The sequence below is a fragment of the Prauserella marina genome (genome assembly GCF_002240355.1).
GTDB classification, from domain to species: Bacteria; Actinomycetota; Actinomycetes; order Mycobacteriales; family Pseudonocardiaceae; genus Prauserella_A; species Prauserella_A marina.
The window spans coordinates 6,328,007-6,345,797 of record NZ_CP016353.1 but is presented as its reverse complement, the minus strand read 5'-3'; the positions used below and the strand labels follow the sequence as shown (position 1 = coordinate 6,345,797).

The window sequence follows — 17,791 nt, the reverse complement described above, 5'->3', positions numbered from 1 at the left end:
GCACCATGGTCGAATCCACTGAGCTTGAGGTCTGGACCACTCCGGACTTTGTCGAGTACGAGACTCCGATGGAAGTCACCGCGTACTTCGGTCGTATGGAGTAACGGAACTTGTCGCGTGGCCGCTGGGAAAGCGCTTTCAGTTCCCGTCGGCCACGCTTTCCGAATGGAGGATGGCAATGCCGCCGCCGAAACCCCCGACGTCCGAGTCGGCCGTGACTCCCGTACCCGTGAGGGAGGAAACACCCGAGCGGCCCATGAGCGAACGGGACTTCGTCGCCCGGTTGCGGGGGCTTTCGGTGAAGTACTGGGGAACGCATCCCTTCCACCTTCGGCTGCACGAAGGCAGCCTCAGCAGGTACGAGTTGCGGATGTGGGCGGCCAACCGCTGGTACTACCAGTCCGTGTTGCCGATGAAGGACGCGGCGATCATCAGTAACTGCCCTGTCGCCGAGGTCAGGAGACAGTGGCTCGGCCGGATCAGCTACCACGACGGGCTCACCGAAGGTGAGGGCGGCGCGCACCGCTGGCTGGCGTTGTGCGAGGCGGTGGGGCTCACCAGAGAAGAGGTGCTCGACGAGCGACATCTCGCGCCAGGAGTTCGGTTCGCTGTCGACGCCTACGTCAATTTCGCCCGAACGAAGCCGTGGGTCGAGGCCGTCGCGTCGGGGCTCACCGAGATGTTCTCCGGTCACCTCATGCGCAGGCGGGTCGGCGACATGCTCGCGCGCTACCCGTGGATCAGCCACGCCGACCTCGCCTACTTCACCAACCGCATCGACGCCGTCAACGGCGAGGGCAGGGAAACTCTCGACCTCGTGGTCAAGTACGCGCGAACCAGGCAGCAGCAGGAAACGGCCGTCGCGGCGCTCTCGTTCAAGTGCGACGTGCTGTGGTCGATGCTCGATGCCATTGCCGGGTTGCGGGAAACGACCACGGTCGGAGCCGCCTCGTGAAGGCCACCGCCGCGAGGCCAAGGCTGCGAAGAGGCGTGCGGCTGAGCTTCGACAAGGTGAGGGAGCGCGACGTCGTGCTGCTCCCGGAAGGGGTGCTCGTGCTCAACCCCACCGCGGCCGCGGTGCTCGCGTTGTGCGACGGCGGTACGCCGCTCACCGGCATCGTCGCCGCGCTGAGCGAGCGCTATCGCGGGGTCAGTGGGCAGGACGTCCACGACGTGCTCGCCAGGCTCGCCGACCGGCAGGTGATCGAATGGGTGTGACCGCGGCTCCGCTCGGCATGCTCGCCGAGTTGACCCATCGCTGTCCCCTGCACTGCCCCTACTGTTCCAATCCGCTCGAATTGGTGACGCGCGAATCCGAGCTGAGCACGGAGGAGTGGCTTTCCGTGCTCGCGCAGGCTCGCGAACTCGGTGTTCTGCAAGTGCATTTTTCGGGAGGAGAACCGCTCGCTCGTTCCGATCTCGCCACTCTCGTCGCGAAGGCGGCCGAACTCGGCTGCTACGCCAGCATCGTCACGAGCGGGCTCGGGCTGACCGAGCGCAGGCTCGCCGAACTCGTCGACAACGGACTCGCCCATGTCCAGCTCTCGGTGCAGGCAGCCGAGCCGGTGCTCGCCAACGAGATCGCGGGAACCAAAGCGCACCAGCACAAACTCACCGCCGCCGAACTGGTGCACGGGTTCGAGTTGCCGCTGAGCGTCAACGCCGTGCTGCACAGGGCCAACCATCATCAGCTGGCCGGGATCATCGAACTGGCCGAGCGGATGCGTGCCGACCGGTTGGAACTGGCGAACACCCAGTACTACGGCTGGGCGCTGCGCAACAGGGACGCGCTCATGCCGACAAGGGAGCAACTGGCCGAGGCGGAACCGATCGTGAGGGCGGCTGTCGAACGGCTGCGCGATCGGATGCAGATCGTGTATGTGCTTTCCGACTACTACGAGCCGTATCCGAAACCGTGCATGTCCGGCTGGGGCGCTCAGCAGCTCACCGTGGCGCCGGACGGAACGGTGTTGCCGTGCCCCGCCGCGACCGCGATCACGACACTGACTCTTGAGAACGTGCGAGACCGGCCGCTCGCCGACATCTGGTACTTCTCCGAGTCGTTCAACGCCTACCGGGGCGAGGACTGGATGAAGGGGCCGTGCCGGACGTGCGAGCGCCGCTCGAAGGATTTCGGGGGCTGCCGGTGCCAGGCTTTCCTGCTCACCGGTGATGCGGCGGCGACTGATCCGGTGTGCACCCGGTCCCCCGACAGAGGGCTCGTCGACGTGATTCTCGAAGCGGGGCAAGGGGAAACGCCGCCGTTCGTGATGAGGGGGAAGCGATGAGGGTTGTCGTGCTCGGTACGGCGGCCGGTGGCGGGGTCCCGCAGTGGAACTGTGCTTGCCGGCACTGTTCGGCTGTGCGCAGCGGTATCGCTCCACCGAGGCGGCAGGATTGCGTCGCGATCAGCGCGGACGGCGAGGGGTGGTACCTGCTCAACGCATCGCCTGATTTGCGGGAACAACTCATGTCGGCCACGTCGCTCTCGCCAGGGCCTGGTCCGAGGCAAACCCCGCTGCGCGGGGTGCTGCTCACCGATGGCGAACTCGATCACACCCTCGGCCTCTTCCAGCTGAAGGAAGCCGATGGCCTGCACGTGTGGGCGCCGGAAGCCGTCCGAGAAACGGTGCTGGCGCGTGAGGTCGTCGCGAGCTACCGGCGGTGGGAATGGCATCGCGCGAGGGAGAGCTTCGAGGTGGGCGGGCTCGTCGTCACCACGGTCGCGATCAGTGACAAGCGGCCCAAGTACGCGGCCGAGTCCACACTGGACGGTCCGTGGGTCGTGGCGTATCACGTCGCGGACCCCGCGACCGGGGGCACGCTCGTGTACGCGCCCTGTCTCGCCGAATGGCCTTCCGGCTTCTCGAAGCTGTGCTCGGAGGCGTCGTGCGTGCTGCTGGACGGTTCGTTCTACGCGCCTGACGAGATGCACGGCAGGACGGCAGGCGAGGTCGACTCGGCGGCGCAGACCGCCATGGGCCACCTTCCGATGGCCGGTGTGTCGGGCAGCCTCGCGATGATCCGCGAGACAGGTGGCCAAGCTCGCTGGCTGTTCACCCACCTGAACAACACCAACCCTGTGCTCGATCCCGCTTCCGCGGAGCACGCCGCCGTACTCGACGCGGGAGCCGAGATCCCCTACGACGGTGCCGAACTGGTGTTGTGAGGTTTCAGGCAGCCATCGACGCTCCGCGCGACTCGTCAGGCAGCGGCTGCCGGATCGTGCCGCGCAAGAACCACACGACGCAGGAGACGACGAGCGCGCACACCGCAGCGGCGACGAACGCCGAAGGCGGACCGTAGTGCTCGGAGAGGTAACCGCTCACCGACTGGCCGAGCGCGAGGCCGAGGGTGATGGAGGTGAGCACCCAGCCGAATGCCTCGGCGGCCGTGCCCTTCGGCGCGACGATCTCGATCGTGGTCGAGTGCGTCGTCGACTGGGGAGTGATGAGCGCTCCGGCCGCGAGCAAAGCCAGCGCGAGTCCCCACAGCGAGGTCGGCAGCGCGAGCATCGCGACGAGCACACCGAAGACGGCCAGGAGCACCGGAAGTCTCAACCGCATGGTTCGTGGCCAGGGTTTGAGGCTGTAGGCGATGCCGAAGCCGACCGAGCTGACCGACCACAGCGACAGCAGCAGGCCGCCGATCGCGAGGTGGCCGGCTGCCTCGGCGGCAGCGGGGACGGCGACCTCGACGAAGCCGAGGACGATGCCGAAACCGAGCGCCGCGAGCGCGAGAGTGCGCATGCCTGGGCTGGCGAGAGCGCCGAGCAGCCTGCGCTTCGATTTCTCGGCAGGGCCCCATTCCCTGACGGCAGGGCTCAGCGCGAACATCACGGCTCCGGTGATCATGCAGCTGGCGCCGAGCACGATTCCCGTGCCGGGCCACGGGGCGGTGACCAGTACTCCGGCCAGGCCGGGCCCGAGGATGAAGAACACCTCCATGCTGATGGCCTCGTAGGAGAACGCGGCGTTGCGGGTCGATCCGGCAGGCAGCAGGCGTCCCCACAGGGCTCGCGACGCGGTGCCCGTCATCGGCTCGCTGATCCCGATACCGGCCGCGAGCGCGATCAGCACCGGGCTGGGTGCTTTGGCTTCGATGGCGAGCACCAGTCCGGTCATGATCACCGCGAAGACCGTGGAGACGAGCAGCAAGGGTCTGGTGGGACCGAATCGGTCGATGATCCTGCCTTGCACGACCGAGCCGACGGACACTCCGAGTAGCGCGCTCGCCGAAACGAGCCCCGCGATGGCGAAGGAACCGGTCTGATGTTGCACGTACAGCAGGGCCGAGATACCGATCATCGCGATGGGCAGTCTGGCGAGTAGTGATGCCACCATGGGCCTGCGCGCCCTTGGGGTGCTCAGTGCGGTGCGGTAGTCGGCGAGGGTCGTGCGGCCGTGGGACTCGGAGTCGGGCACGCTCACCAGTATGCAGCGCATTGGTACGGGTGTACCAGTTATTTATGTGGTTGCGAGCTGTCGCGAACAGGTGTGAAGCCGTCCCGAACGGGTACGTTGATCTCGGTTAGGTAACAGTGCGCCTGTTTCAGGCATCAAACGAGACCTCGAAGCGTCCTTGAGAGTGAACGGCCTTGAGTTAGTGGGTAGGGGTCGTGGGATCGTTGAAAGAAGTTCACGGCGATCGCCGTGAATCGCGAAGTACATAGACTCCCTCCGGGATCGGGTCGGGGCCTACATCCGGAGGGCGGGGAGCGCGGGCTGTCGGGGGATGGTCCGCGCACAGCAAGGGGCCGGTGCGCCACGTCGGGGGTGGCGCCCGGCCCCTTGTTATGTCTGCCGTCAGGTGGTTCCGCTGGTCAGCGGGCCCGGCGAGCCAATCGCTCCGGATCGAGGATCAGCACGCTCTTGCCTTCGAGTCGCAGCCAGCCACGGTGTGCGAAGTCGGCGAGCGCCTTGTTGACGGTCTCCCGCGAGGCTCCGACGTACTGAGCGATCTCTTCCTGCGTGAGGTCGTGTGTGACCCGCAGCAGGCCGGCTTCCTGGCTGCCGAACCGCTGAGCGAGCTGCAACAGCGCCCTCGCGACCCGGCCAGGAACGTCGGTGAAGATCAGTTCGGCGACCATGTTGTTCGTGCGGCGCAACCTGCGCGCCACTACGCGCAGCAACTGCTCCGCGATCTCCGGCCGCGTCGAGATCCACTGGCGGAGCGCGGGCCGGTCCATCGTCACGGCGCTCACTTCGGTCACGGTCGTCGCGGTCGAGGTACGGGGACCGGGGTCGAAGATCGACAGCTCACCGAACATGTCGGAAGGCCCCATGATCTGGAACAGGTTCTCCCGACCATCCGCGGACTTGCGTCCGATCTTCACCTTGCCCGACTTGATGATGTAGAGCTTGTCGCCCGGCTCGCCCTCGTTGAAGATCACGTGGCCGCGAGGGAAATCCACAGTCTCCAAGGTCTGTGCAAGCGCCTCGGCCGCTGCCGGTTCCACACCCTGAAAAATGCCCGCCCGGGCCAGGGTTTCGTCCACGTCGTGCCTCCTTTGAGAAGCGACCCCGATCCTCGATTGGAGGAGCGTGTCGCCGATCACTACATGCAGTGTAGGGCGTGCCCCCGAGATCGCTTCCCGGCTCGCCGTCGCAAGCGCGAGCATCCCTTGTGCGAGTGATGCACGCTGTCTGAGCGCGTTCGCGCGGATACTGCCTGTTAAAACGGCATCCGGAATGATCTCGTCCGACCAAACAGCCTAACCTCGGACTCGACGGGACTTGAGCTTGCCCGTCCTTCCGCCGAGGCGGCGCAGCCGGAAGAGCTCCAGCGCCCTGCCGATTCCGTGTCCGTAAAGGGCTCTCACTTCTTCGGGATGAGCCTGCTCAAGGAACTCTTCGACGTCCTCGCCACGCACGGACACGTGGCGGAGCCGGTTCTCAACGCGTTCCATCCCCAGTGCGAAAAGCATGATCACCAGGGGTACCGCGATGACGAACCAGACGGTCATGGAGACTCCCGATCCTCACTCGTGGCGGCTCGAATTCCCCGCACCCGGTTGTTGTCCCGACCCGGTCACGGCGAAGCACGTGCTCCCCTGATCGGGCGGCGCACGTAGGCTAGCGGGGTGTCGTCAGCCGTTGGTCAAGCCCCCCGAAAGGGACGTTCATTCGCTGCGGAGAGTCGGTTGTCTTTGGTAAGACGCGCACGGAGGATGAAACGTTGCCTCGACGAGGCGTATCCGGGCGCTCACTGCGAACTCGACTTCTCCACCCCTCTCGAACTGCTCGTCGCCGTGATCCTCTCGGCGCAATGCACTGACCAGCGAGTCAATGAGGTCACCCCGGCCTTGTTCTCCCGCTACCCGACCGCTGCCGACTACGCGGGTGCCAATCGGGTCGAACTAGAGGAAATGATCCGCCCGACCGGCTTCTACCGCAACAAGACCAGCTCACTGCTCGGGCTCGGTGCGGCGTTGGTGGAGCGCTACGACGGCGAGGTACCAGGCAAACTCGACCAGCTCGTGAAACTGCCGGGCGTGGGAAGGAAAACCGCCAACGTCGTGCTCGGCGAGGCTTTCGGTGTTCCAGGGATCACAGTGGACACCCACTTCGGCAGGCTCGTCCGCCGGTGGGGTTGGACGACCGAAGACGACCCGGTCAAGGTCGAGCACGAGATCGGCACGCTGTTTCCCCGCAAGGACTGGACGATGCTCTCGCACAGGGTGATCTTTCACGGGCGCAGGATCTGCCACGCGAGGAAGCCCGCGTGCGGAGCGTGCCCGCTCGCGAACGACTGTCCCTCCTACGGCGCGGGGCCGACCGAGTTCGATGCGGCGGCCAAGCTCGTCAAGGGGCCGGAGCGCGAGCACCTGCTCGCGATGGTGACCGGCTCTTGACCACAGCTACGAAATGGGCACTCGCGGCAGGCGTTCTCGCGCTGGCGCTGATCGTGGCGTTGCTGCCGCGGGTCGACGACGCGACCGATCCCTCCGGTGCTCGGGCCGCCGACGATCTCGGCGCCGCGAGAGAGGCCGCCGCGCTCCAGCCATGCCCATCCGGCTCGGAAAACGCCGCTGACTCCGGCGAGCTGAGCGGGGTCACCGCGACGTGTCTCGCCGACGGTTCGCGAGTCGACGTCGGCGCGGCGCTCTCCGGTGAGCCGACGTTGGTGAACTTCTGGGCTACCTGGTGCAAACCGTGCAGGGACGAGCTGCCATTGCTCGCCGAGTACGCCGAGCAACCGGGGGCGATCAGGGTTCTGACCGTTCAGGTCGAGAGCTCGGAGCGGGAAGGACTCGACCTGCTCGCCGAACTCGGGGTCGAGTTGCCGGGTTTCCACGACGGTGACGGCCCTACCGGACCGGTGCGCACGGCGCTGCGAGTGCCGAGGGCGTTGCCTGCCTCCTACCTGGTTTCAGCCGACGGTGACGTGCGTCTCGTGACCGAGCCGAGGTTGTTCACGTCCGTCCAGGAGATCCGCGACGCGGTCGGCGGTGCCGCGTGACCGGTCCGCTCATCGACCCCGCCGAGGCGCCTGCCTGGTTGCGTGGCCTCGTCGAGATCAGCGGTGACCTCGACGAGAAGACGTTCACCAGGTTCGCGGTGCCGAAGGGGACCGCGACCAGAGACGCCTCGGTGCTCATTCTGTTCGGTGGCGATGAGGCCGAACCTGACGTACTGCTGTTGCGCAGGGCGGACACCCTCGATTCGCATGCCGGTCAGGTCGCCTTTCCCGGCGGAGGAGCAGAGGAAGGTGACGCGGGGCCCGTCGGCACCGCGCTGCGGGAAGCCGAGGAGGAGACCGGCGTCGATCCGGCCGGTGTACGGCCCATCGCCGTGCTGCCGAAGCTCTGGGTACCGGTGTCACGGTTCGTGGTCACTCCCGTTCTCGCCCACTGGTCGCAACCCTCGCCGGTGCACGCCGTCGACCCCGGTGAGACGGCAGCCGTCGCGAGGGTGCCACTGGCCGAACTCTGTGATCCGGCAAACCGGTTCTTCGTCAAGAGGGAAGGTGCCGAGTGGAAGGGGCCGGCCTTCGATGTCGGCGGATTGTTCGTGTGGGGCTTCACGGCGGGTTTGCTGTCCGTGCTGCTCACGCTCGGCGGCTGGGAGCAGGAGTGGGATCACACGGATGTGCGCGATCTTGACGTAGCGTTGGCGCGGCACGAGGCTCGTGCGCGGCATTCGGGTGCTGGGTGACTGTGGTGAGCGGATAGGGAGTGGCGTTGAACTGGGTCGACGTACTGGTAGTGCTGGTGGCCATCCTCGCCGCTGTCTCCGGTGCTCGCCAGGGCGTCGTGATCGCGTTGCCCGCGTTCCTCGGTGTCATCGGCGGAGCACTGCTGGGCATCCGGCTCGCGCCGCTCGTCATCGACTTCTTCGATCACCCCGCCGCGAAGGTCGCGTTCGCGATCGGCACCGTGGTGTTTCTCGTCGCGCTCGGCGAGACGCTGGGGGTATGGCTCGGCGGCAAGCTCAAACGCAAGATCAAGTCGCCGAAACTCTCCGGCGTCGACAGCACGCTCGGCGCGATCATGCAGGGCGCGGTCGTTTTCGTCGTCGCCTGGCTGATCGCGCTCCCGCTCACCAGCGTCGCCTCGTTGCCTGGCCTCGCGAGGGCGATCAACAACTCGGTCGTGCTCGGTGGCGTCAACTCGATGATGCCGGACGCGGCACAGGGCCTTCCCGCCGAACTGCGGCAATTGCTCGACGCGTCCGGCTTTCCGTCCATTGTGGACCCGTTCCAGAACGCGCCGGTCAGGGAAATCGGACCGCCCGACACCGCGTTGCAGAACAGCGAGGTCGTGCAGCGGTTGCAGAGCAGCGTGCTGAAGATCAGGGGCATCGCCCCTTCCTGTTCCCGCTCGCTCGAAGGCAGCGGCTTCGTGATCGGCCCCGAGCGCGTCATGACCAACGCACACGTCGTCGCGGGCACCGAAGAGACCGCCGTCGAGACCCAAGGAGGCAGGCTCAGCGCGCGAGTCGTCCACTACGACCCCGAGACCGACGTCGCCATCCTCGCCGTTCCCGGCCTCGCCGCCCCTGTACTCCCCCTTGAACAGCAGCCCGCGAGCGCGGGCGACGACGCCATCGCGCTCGGCTACCCGCTCGACGGCCCCTACACGGCGACCGCGTTGCGCGTCAGGCAGCAGATCAACCTCAGGGGCCCCGACATCTACGACGCCAACACCGTCGAAAGGGACGTCTTCACGGTGCGCGGTCAGGTGCGAAGCGGGAACTCCGGCGGCCCCATGGTCGACCCGCAGGGCAGAGTCATCGGCGTCATCTTCGGTGCTTCCGTCGAGGACCCGGAGACCGGTTTCGTCTTGACGGCGGACGAGGTGCGAGCCGAGGTCGAGCAGGCGGGCAACTTCGGCGCGGGGGTCGACACCGGGCCGTGCACACGGTAGCCGCCGGTTCCGTCAGGTCGCGCGCAGGAAATCGACGATGGCCTCCGTCGACCTGCCGGGTTCCTCAAGGTGCGGGTAGTGCCCGATGTCCCGCAACGTCTCGAAGCGCGACCTCGGCCCTAGCCACGGTGCCGAATCGCGGGCGGTACTCGGCAGCACACACGGGTCGGCTGATCCGTGCAACTGGAGAACCGGCATCGATGGACGGACGTCGATGGCCTCGGTGAACCGCCTCCCCTCGCCGCGAAACTGTGCGCGGAAGGCCCAGCGGTAGTACTCAAGCGCGCTGTGCGCGACGCCGGGAACCAGCATCGCGTTGCGAAAGGTCCTTGCCGTGACGGCGAAATCGGCGGTGTCGCGCCACTCGTCGCCCGACCACGCGCGAAGCAGCGTCTCGACGGCGGCGGCTTCGTCTTTCACCAGGCCGCGTTCCGGCGAGACCGGAGTCTGAAACCGGAGCAGGTGTCCCATGGCTCTTGCCTGGCTTCCCTTACGGCGAACAGCGGATCTGGCGATCGCGGAGCGCAGCGCGAGCGGGTGAGCACCGCCGAGCACCGACACCGACGCGACGACCCTTGGATGCAGCGCGGCCGCCGTCCACGCGAGCATTCCGCCCCAGGCATGCCCTACGAGATGTGCCTGCCGCTGCCCCATCGCCCTGACCAGCCCCGCGACATCGCCGGCGAGCGTCCACGCGTCATAGCCGCGCGGAGGCTTGTCGGAATCCCCGTAACCACGAAGATCGGCGGCGACAACGTGGAAGCCCGCTTCGGCGAGCGAACGCAACTGGTGGTGCCAGGTCCACCAGAACTCCGCGAAGCCGTGCAGCAGCAGCACCATCGGCCCCGATCCGGCTTCGGCGACGTGCAACCGGATTCCGTTCGCCGAGACGTCCCTGTGTGTCCACGGACCGGCAAGGCGGACGGTCGAGGGATCGGGGGCTCGCACGGCCGTGCCGCGCGACGTCAGCGTCGTTCCGGCGAGCGGAACTCGGTGGCCGAGGTCAGGCCGGTACCGTGCTCGCCGCTCTCGGACTGCCGTCGTGGCTTGAGCGCCGCGGCGGTCTCCTTGATGCTGTCGATGGAGCGCTGCGGAGCCCTGACTTTCTTCCACTTCCGGTAACCGAGGAAGCCGAGCAGACCGGCGGTGACCAGCATGAGCAGGAACACGATGCCGAAGGCGGCCCAGCGCATCAGCCACTCGGACAGCAGTTCACCGAGGAAGAAAAAGAAGAAGAACGAGCTGTAGAGGACGATGACGCCCGCGATGATGAAGAAGGCGCTGCCTTTGGCGGCCTTCTTCGCTTCACCGACCGTCTCGGCCTTTACCAGCTCGACTTCGGCTCTGAACAGCGTGGACATGTGCTGCGTCGCGTCTTTGACGAGCGCGCCGATCGACTGCCCGTCCGCCGCTGTCGCGTTTTCCTCGGACAGCGGCAGATAGGGGACCGGGCCGTCGCTGTCGTCGAATTGGTGTTTGGGGCTGCTCACGGCCCTCATCGTGCCATGTGATCAATGTGAAAGCTCGCTGGGCGCGCCTCTGGCATGCACCTTACTGCGACGAACCAGGAGCAGCGCCGCGGTGAGCGAGGCGATGGCCGACGCGATGAGCACCGCGGCCTTGGCCAATTCGGCCTGTTCGCCTTCGAGTGAGAGTTCGGCGATGAGCAGGCTGACCGTGAATCCGACGGCTCCGAGCATCGAAAGCGCGCCCACATCACGCCAGGCCAGGCTGCTTGGCAGGGTGGCGAGGCCGAGTTTCACGGCCAGTGCGCTCGCCCCCATGATGCCGACGACCTTGCCGATCAACAGGCCGCAGATGACGGCGAGCGGGACGGGCTCGGTGAAGACGGCGCCGAGCGCGCCGCCGGTGATGGCGACGCCTGCCGCGAACAACGCGAAGACCGGTACCGCGAGACCTGCCGACCACGGCTGCAACCGGTGTTCGAGCCGGACGGCGGGCGAGTGCCGCTCGCCCTTGTCGCTGCGCACCCTGGTGAGCAGGCCGAGCGCGACGCCCGCGATGGTCGCGTGGATGCCTGTGGTGTGCACGGCGACCCAGACCACGATGGCCAGCGGTACGTAGATCCACCACGCCTGTACCCGCTTGTGTTGCAGGAAGGCGTACAGCGCGAGCGCGGCGACCGCGATTCCGGCGGCGACGAGGTCGAAACCCGCCGTGAAGAGGACCGCGATGACGATGATCGCGCCGAGGTCGTCGACGACGGCGAGGGAAAGAAGGAAGACCCTCGCCGCGCCGGGAAGGGCCGAGCCGACCAACGCGAGCACTCCGAGTGCGAAGGCGATGTCGGTCGCGACCGGGATGGCCCATGCCTTGTCGATACCGGGCGAGCCCCAGCCGACGGTCAACGCGATCCCGGCTGGAACGATCATGCCGCCGATCGCGGCGACGATCGGCAGCGCGGCCGCTTTGACGTTGGAAAGGTCGCCGACGACGAGCTCGCGTTTCAGTTCGAGCCCGACGACGAAGAAGAACACCGCGAGCAGGCCGTCCTTCGCCCAGTCCCCGATGGTCAGGTTGAGGTGCAGGAACTCGGGGCCCACCCGGAAATCCTTGACGCTCTGGTAGACGTCGGCGAGCGGCGAGTTGGCCCAAACCAGCGCGATGACCGTCGCGCAGAGAAGAAGTATGCCGCCGGTCGTCTCCATGCGAAGGAAACGGACGAACTCGGCGGGAGATGAACGGGGGCGCGACGGTGTCGTCACGGGCAGCTCCAACGGTCGACGGTTCAACTCGCCGACCAGACTTCCCGGCACACCCGCGGAACACCCTAACCGGACACGGACGTGAGTGGTCCCTTGTGGTGACGACGACCACCGGCCGTAACCGTTCGACCTAGCCGGTGCTGACTCCGAAGAGCAGGCCGACGGCGTAGGTGACCAGCATCGTCAGCAGGCCGACGCCGACATTTCGCGCGACGGCCCTACCTGCCCGCGCGTTGCCGAGCCGGGCGCTGGTGAAACCGGTGATGGCCAGTCCGATCACGACTCCGGCGACGCAGGTCCACACTCGCCATGAGGTCGGAGGGAACACGATCGCGAGTAGCGGAAGGAGCGCGCCGACGGTGAAGGCTGCCATCGAAGCGAACGCGGCGTGCCACGGGTTGGTGAGGTCGTTCGGGTCGATGCGCAACTCGGCGTCGGCGTGCGCTTGCAGGGCGTCCTTCTCGGTCAGCTCGCGAGCCACCCTCGCGGCAAGTTCTGGGGAAAGGCCCCGTTCCTCGTAGATGCCGGCGAGTTCGCGCTCTTCTTCCTCCGGCATGGTGCGCAGTTCCTGCTTCTCCAGCCGGAGCATGGCGCGTTCGGTGTCGCGCTGGGTGCTGACGGATACGTATTCGCCGCCCGCCATCGACAGCGCGCCCGCCACCAGACCGGCTACCCCGGCGACGACGATGGCCGAGCGATCACTCGTCGCGCCCGCGACGCCGACGACGAGGCCGGCGACCGAGACGATGCCGTCGTTGGCCCCGAGCACTCCCGCCCTGAGCCAGTTGAGTTTGCTGCCGATACCGCGATGGCTTTCGCCGCTGTGCGGTCGTGGCGCCCCGGATGTGTCGGTCACGCCGGTATTCAACCGCCCATCGCGCGCCGGTGCAGGGCAGCGGCGCGCGATGGGCACCCGGTCAGTTTTCCAGTTCGGCCAGTGTCTGCTTCGCCTGCTCAAGTTCCGCTTCGAGCTGGGCGACCTTTGCCTGCTGCTGTTCGCGCGCCGCGTTGATGACCTCGTCGATGGGGACCGACAGGTCCGCGTGCAACTCCTTCGCCGCTCGCGAGACAGCGGCGGCCGGGATGTCGAGGCCGCGGGCGACCCACTTGCTGCCGTGCTTGAGTTCGGCCTGCCATTCGCCATCGGCGGTGCCGGTGACGGTCAGTGTCAGTTCCACGGTGCGGGTCTTGCGCGCGGTCCCGCCCTTCGGCCTTCCGCGCTTGGGCTTGCTCTCGGCCTCGGGTGTCTCCGCCGTCTCGTTGTCGGGGGCGGCCGATTCCCGCGCGGACGACTCGGCGGGTGTGCCGCCGTTGCTTGTCTCGGCCGTTTGTTCCGGTGGCTCCACCTGCGCGGAATCGGTGGAATCCAGCCGCTCGTCCGGTGTTGTCGATGTGTCCAAGCTCATGGCGAGTGCGGTCTCCCTGTTGGTGGCGTCCGGCTACGACGGCCGGAAGTATAGAACACACGTTCGATGAAGTGTGGGAGGGCTTCGGCCCTTCGCGGAATTGTTCCCCAGCAACCGGTAAATGGCGCGGCTGGGTTTGCCGTTCAGTGGGACTCGCGGACACTGTCGAATGATCACTCTCTGGTGACCTGGACCACTACTTGACGACGGATTGTCGAAGTAGATGTAGCGGCGAGTAAGTCTGCGATAACACCTTCGAGTGATCCGCACTCGGGTGCGTGAACTGGGCAAATGTGCTGTTTCCGCTGACAGGCGACTTGTCGGCAAAGTCGCCGAACGTTTGATCAGCCGTTGGTTGCCCGTTAAGAATTCCGTGTCGCCGCGTACGCGTTCGGTAGTCGACCCTGCCGTTCGGGCAACCTCTGGGGTTCTCCGCGTACGTGTTCAACCAAGCAACTCTCACGCAGGGGCAGTGATCGATGGATAGACGTGGCACCTCCCGCCATCGCGGGGGGAATCGGTCGGGACGACTCGTGGCAGCCGTGGCGGCCACCTCGCTCGCTTTTCTCACCGTCGCTTGCGGTGGAGAAGAAGAAGCGGCAGGCGGTGACGTCGCACCGGTCGCGGTCAGCCAAGAGGACCTGACGAAGCTGCCGGACGCCACGACATACGGTGACCTGCCCAACGCCGCGAAGGATTCCGGCGGGGAGAGCACGGGGAAGGTGCTTCACCCCAAGAAGGACCTCGTCGTCTACAACGAGGCCGGCGGCGAGCCCATCGCGAAGCTGCCCACCACGCAGGTCGGTTCGCCGACCTGGGTCCCTGTCATCGCGGAAAAGGGCGAGTGGGCGGAAATCCTGTTGCCCACGAGGCCCAACGCGGCGAGCGGCTGGATCCACACCGGAACCGACGAGGTGGAAGCAGCCCAAAACGATTTCGTGGTCAACATCGATCGTGATGATTTCCAACTCGAAATCACGAAGAACGGCGAGTCGATCGGAAGCTGGACGATCGGCACGGGCAAGAAGGAATACCCGACGCCGAAGGGTCGTGCTTACATCATCGCCTCCATCGAGGAGACGGTGAACGACTACAGCCCCATCGTGCTTCCGCTCAGCTTCCACTCGGACTCGCACGAAACCTTCGGCGGTGGCCCCGGTACCGTCGGAATCCACACCTGGCCTGACGACAGCTTCGTCGGCAAGGAAACGAGTGACGGGTGCATCAGGGTGACCAAGGAAGCTCTCGACGAACTCGTCAAACTCCCGCTCGGAACGATCGTCAACATCGTCTGAGTTTGTTTGTGTGTGAACGCATTTATCTCTAACGCTTGAACATGTCTGGCTTGTTCTTGCTTTCCCGAAGGGTAAATTCATTGTCCAAGAGACGACTCGCCGCCTGTGGTGTCGCAGCGGCCTCCGCCGCGCTGACCGCCGGAATGCTGTTCGCGCCCGCCGCGAGCGCTGACGAGGCGAAGAACTCGGCTTTCGCGCTTTCCGCGACCGGGCTCATCAAGATCGACCCCGTCCCCTACGTCGACGACACGAACGGCGCCGCGGAGAAGTCCGTCGCCGAGATCGGCGCCGAGCAGCAGCTCGCGCACGTCGAACTGCTCAACGCGCGTGCCGGTGACGGCTTCGCGAAGTCGAGCGTCGCGGGCCTCTCGCTCGACCTGAGCCCGCTCGCGGACCTCGGCCTCTCCAAGCCGCTGCTTTCCGCCGAAGCGGTCGAGGCGACGTGCGACAACGGCGTCGGTTCCTCCTCGCTGGCCAACGCGAAGCTCGGCGACATCCCGCTCGACGTTTCCGCGCCGCCCAACACGGGTGTCGAGGTTCCCGGCGTCGCTTCGGTTCTGCTCAACAAGCAGACCCAGAACGACGACGGTTCGCTGACGGTGACCGCGATCTCCATCGAGGTCAACGGTCTCCAGACCATCGACGTCGCTTCGGCCACCTGCGCCGAGGCAGCCGAGGTTCCCGAGCAGCCCGAGCCGACCGACCCTCCCGGTGACGACGACAACGGCGGGGACGACGGCGACAACGGTGACAACGGTGGCGACAACGGTGACAACGGCGGTTCGCAGGTCGGCGCCGCGCCCGTCCCCACCCCCGTCAAGGCTCACCTTGACGTGACCGGCTGAGTTCCTCCGGAATTCTTTCCGCCCTCACCATGAAAATGACCCCCGCCTTTTGGCGGGGGCCATTTTTTGGTGAGGTCAGTCTTCCGAGTCCGTCTTGAGGCCACTGGAGATCAGATCCATGACGGAGCTGTCGGCGAGCGTCGTGACATCGCCGATCGCCCTGTTCTCCGCGACATCGCGCAGCAGCCGCCGCATGATCTTTCCGGAGCGGGTCTTCGGAAGTTCCGGCACGACCATGATCTGCCGTGGCTTGGCGATCGGACCGATCTCTTTGGACACGTGATCGCGCAACGCCTGAATCGCTTCGGCGCCACCAGCTTCCTCGCCTGCCGCGCCGCGCAGGATGACGAACGCGACAATTCCCTGTCCTGTCGTGGGATCGGTCGCGCCGACGACGGCGGCCTCGGCGACGGTCGGGTGCGACACGAGCGCCGACTCCACCTCCGTCGTCGAGATCCGGTGGCCCGAGACGTTCATGACGTCATCGACCCTACCGAGTAGCCAGATGTCGCCGTCGGCGTCGTACTTCGCGCCGTCACCCGCGAAGTAGTAGCCCTTGTCGGCGAACCTCGACCAGTAGGTGTCGCGGTAGCGTTCGTTGTCGCCCCAGATGCCACGCAGCATCGAAGGCCACGGCTTGTCGAGCACGAGGTAACCGCCGCCGCCCTTGCCGACTTCGGTCGCGGTGTCGTCGACGACCTTGGCCGAGATGCCGGGAAGGGGCCGCTGCGCCGAACCGGGCTTCGCCGCCGTGACACCGGGAAGCGGCGAGATCATGATCGCCCCGGTTTCGGTCTGCCACCACGTGTCGACGACGGGGCAACGGTTGTCGCCGATGTGCTCGCGGTACCACATCCACGCCTCGGGGTTGATCGGTTCGCCGACCGAGCCGAGCACCCGCAGCGAGGACAGGTCGTACTTGGCGGGGATGTCGGCTCCCCACTTCATGAACGTGCGGATCAGTGTCGGTGCGGTGTAGTAAATGGAGACCTTGTACTTCTGGACGATCTCCCAGTGCCTGCCCTCGTGCGGCGTGTTCGGTGTGCCTTCGTAAACGACCTGCGTGACCCTGTTGGCGAGCGGGCCGTACACGATGTAGGAGTGCCCGGTGACCCAGCCGATGTCGGCCGTGCACCAGTAGATGTCCTTGCCCGGCTTGTGATCGAAGACCGCGTCGTGGGTGTAGGCGACCTGGGTCAGGTATCCGCCCGACGTGTGCAGGATCCCCTTCGGCTTCCCCGTCGTGCCGGACGTGTAGAGGATGTAGAGCGGTTGTTCGGAGTCGAACGCCTCGGGGGTGTGCTCGGCGGATTGCGCGTCGACGAGGTCGTGCCACCACACGTCACGGCCTTCGGTCCACGGCACCTCTCCTTCGAGGTTGTCGCCGGTGCGCCGCACGACGACGACCTTTTGCACACTCGCCGCGCCTTCGAGCGCTTCGTCCACGCCGGCCTTCATCGCGGCGGCCTTGCCCCTGCGGTACTGGCCGTCGGAAGTGATGACGACCTTGGCTTCCGCGTCGTCGACCCGCTGGCGCAGCGCGGAAGGAGAGAAGCCGCCGAACACGACGCTGTGCACGGCGCCGATGCGCGCGCACGCGAGCATGGCGACGATCGCCTCGGGAATCATCTGCAACTGGATGGCGACCCGGTCGCCTGCCTCGATGCCGAGGGAGGTCAGCGCGTTGGCCGCCTTGGAGACGTCGTCCTTGAGCTGGGCGTAGGTGATGTCGCGGGTGTCGCCTGGTTCGCCGACCCAGTGAATCGCGACCTGGTCGCCGTGCCCAGCTTCGACGTGCCGGTCGACGCAGTTGTAGGCCACGTTGAGCTTGCCGCCGACGAACCATTTCGCGAACGGGGCTTCCGACCAGTCCAGTACGCGATCCCACTTGGTGTCCCAGTGCAGGCGCTCGGCCTGTTTGGCCCAGAACGCCTCCCTGTCGGCGTCGGCTTCCGCGTACCAGTCTGCCGTCGCGTTCGCTTCCGCGGCGAACTGCTCGCTCGGAGGAAAGGTGCGGCTCTCGGTCAGCAGGTTGTCGAGTGCCGGCGACTGCTCTGTCATGGTGCTTGGCCTCCTGGTGTGCGAAATCGTGCGGCTGCGCCCGCGGCGACGGTAGCGACGTTAGTACGGCATGTAAAAGGTTGCAGCCAGG

The 17,791-nt window shown here is 66.4% G+C and carries 20 protein-coding genes; 11 read left to right on the top strand and 9 right to left on the bottom strand.

The features are described from left to right. Nucleotides 1-5 precede the first annotated feature (5 nt). The 5 genes from pqqA (at nt 6) to pqqB (ending at nt 3,169) form a co-directional block, all read left to right on the top strand. A complete protein-coding gene (gene pqqA / locus BAY61_RS29425) occupies nt 6-104 on the top strand; it encodes a pyrroloquinoline quinone precursor peptide PqqA (protein ID WP_091802826.1) in 99 nt (32 codons plus the stop codon). A gap of 152 nt (nt 105-256) precedes the next feature. After that, nucleotides 257-955 carry a pyrroloquinoline-quinone synthase PqqC gene (gene pqqC / locus BAY61_RS29420; RefSeq protein ID WP_211323551.1) on the top strand — a complete coding sequence of 233 codons (699 nt, stop codon included), beginning with the start codon at nt 257-259 and terminating at the stop codon, nt 953-955. Further along, the gene (pqqD, locus tag BAY61_RS29415) at nt 952-1,218 is read left to right on the top strand and encodes a pyrroloquinoline quinone biosynthesis peptide chaperone PqqD (protein ID WP_091802831.1); all 267 of its coding nucleotides are present in this window, start codon (nt 952-954) and stop codon (nt 1,216-1,218) included. Before pqqC ends, pqqD begins: the two co-directional genes overlap by 4 nt. Beyond that, nucleotides 1,209-2,288 carry a pyrroloquinoline quinone biosynthesis protein PqqE gene (gene pqqE, locus BAY61_RS29410; RefSeq protein ID WP_091802834.1) on the top strand — a complete coding sequence of 360 codons (1,080 nt, stop codon included), beginning with the start codon at nt 1,209-1,211 and terminating at the stop codon, nt 2,286-2,288. Before pqqD ends, pqqE begins: the two co-directional genes overlap by 10 nt. After that, a complete protein-coding gene (gene pqqB / locus BAY61_RS29405; RefSeq protein ID WP_091802837.1) occupies nt 2,285-3,169 on the top strand; it encodes a pyrroloquinoline quinone biosynthesis protein PqqB in 885 nt (294 codons plus the stop codon). Before pqqE ends, pqqB begins: the two co-directional genes overlap by 4 nt. A 4-nt stretch (nt 3,170-3,173) precedes the next feature. Here pqqB and BAY61_RS29400 read toward each other — a convergent pair whose 3' ends face one another. From BAY61_RS29400 to BAY61_RS29390, 3 genes are all read right to left on the bottom strand, one after another. Next, complete coding sequence (locus BAY61_RS29400) at nt 3,174-4,445, bottom strand: MFS transporter (protein WP_091802840.1); 1,272 nt, start codon at nt 4,443-4,445, stop codon at nt 3,174-3,176. Nucleotides 4,446-4,822: 377 nt separating this feature from the next. Then, nucleotides 4,823-5,497: a Crp/Fnr family transcriptional regulator gene (locus BAY61_RS29395; RefSeq protein WP_006238845.1), complete on the bottom strand. Its 675-nt coding sequence runs from the start codon at nt 5,495-5,497 to the stop codon at nt 4,823-4,825. Nucleotides 5,498-5,713: 216 nt separating this feature from the next. After that, a complete protein-coding gene (locus BAY61_RS29390; RefSeq protein ID WP_091802843.1) occupies nt 5,714-5,965 on the bottom strand; it encodes a hypothetical protein in 252 nt (83 codons plus the stop codon). Between the two features lie 117 nt (nt 5,966-6,082). On the opposite strand from BAY61_RS29390, the gene nth reads away from it, so the two are divergent. The 4 genes from nth to BAY61_RS29370 are packed head-to-tail and all read left to right on the top strand — an operon-like array spanning nt 6,083 to nt 9,367. Continuing rightward, complete coding sequence (gene nth, locus BAY61_RS29385; protein ID WP_420848779.1) at nt 6,083-6,853, top strand: endonuclease III; 771 nt, start codon at nt 6,083-6,085, stop codon at nt 6,851-6,853. Further along, nucleotides 6,850-7,461: a TlpA family protein disulfide reductase gene (locus tag BAY61_RS29380; protein WP_091802848.1), complete on the top strand. Its 612-nt coding sequence runs from the start codon at nt 6,850-6,852 to the stop codon at nt 7,459-7,461. Before nth ends, BAY61_RS29380 begins: the two co-directional genes overlap by 4 nt. Beyond that, complete coding sequence (locus BAY61_RS29375; RefSeq protein ID WP_091802849.1) at nt 7,458-8,156, top strand: NUDIX hydrolase; 699 nt, start codon at nt 7,458-7,460, stop codon at nt 8,154-8,156. Before BAY61_RS29380 ends, BAY61_RS29375 begins: the two co-directional genes overlap by 4 nt. Before the next feature lie 26 nt (nt 8,157-8,182). Then, on the top strand, nt 8,183-9,367 hold the full coding sequence (locus BAY61_RS29370; protein ID WP_091803804.1) for a MarP family serine protease: 1,185 nt from the start codon (nt 8,183-8,185) through the stop codon (nt 9,365-9,367). Between the two features lie 12 nt (nt 9,368-9,379). On the opposite strand, the gene BAY61_RS29365 is transcribed toward BAY61_RS29370, so the two are convergent. From BAY61_RS29365 to BAY61_RS29345, 5 genes are all read right to left on the bottom strand, one after another. Continuing rightward, entirely contained in the window at nt 9,380-10,315 is a 936-nt protein-coding gene (locus BAY61_RS29365; RefSeq protein WP_091802853.1) for an alpha/beta fold hydrolase, read from the bottom strand. Between the two features lie 17 nt (nt 10,316-10,332). Further along, nucleotides 10,333-10,866 (bottom strand): phage holin family protein, encoded by a 534-nt coding sequence (locus BAY61_RS29360; RefSeq protein WP_176879683.1) that lies wholly within the window; start codon nt 10,864-10,866, stop codon nt 10,333-10,335. A gap of 12 nt (nt 10,867-10,878) precedes the next feature. Then, nucleotides 10,879-12,093, bottom strand: a complete 1,215-nt coding sequence (gene nhaA / locus BAY61_RS29355; RefSeq protein ID WP_245865546.1) for a Na+/H+ antiporter NhaA — start codon at nt 12,091-12,093, stop codon at nt 10,879-10,881. 130 nt (nt 12,094-12,223) lie between these two features. Then, nucleotides 12,224-12,949, bottom strand: coding sequence for a VIT1/CCC1 transporter family protein (locus BAY61_RS29350; protein WP_091802859.1), 726 nt, complete (start codon nt 12,947-12,949; stop codon nt 12,224-12,226). Nucleotides 12,950-13,010: 61 nt separating this feature from the next. Further along, a complete protein-coding gene (locus tag BAY61_RS29345; protein ID WP_091802862.1) occupies nt 13,011-13,499 on the bottom strand; it encodes a DUF6319 family protein in 489 nt (162 codons plus the stop codon). A 479-nt stretch (nt 13,500-13,978) separates the two neighbouring features. Between BAY61_RS29345 and BAY61_RS29340 the strand changes: the two genes are divergently transcribed. Next, nucleotides 13,979-14,794, top strand: coding sequence for a L,D-transpeptidase (locus BAY61_RS29340; RefSeq protein WP_091802865.1), 816 nt, complete (start codon nt 13,979-13,981; stop codon nt 14,792-14,794). Nucleotides 14,795-14,874: 80 nt separating this feature from the next. Continuing rightward, a complete protein-coding gene (locus tag BAY61_RS29335; protein WP_091802868.1) occupies nt 14,875-15,639 on the top strand; it encodes a choice-of-anchor P family protein in 765 nt (254 codons plus the stop codon). 75 nt (nt 15,640-15,714) lie between these two features. On the opposite strand, the gene acs is transcribed toward BAY61_RS29335, so the two are convergent. Continuing rightward, a complete protein-coding gene (acs, locus tag BAY61_RS29330) occupies nt 15,715-17,700 on the bottom strand; it encodes an acetate--CoA ligase (RefSeq protein ID WP_091802871.1) in 1,986 nt (661 codons plus the stop codon). Nucleotides 17,701-17,791 lie beyond the last annotated feature (91 nt).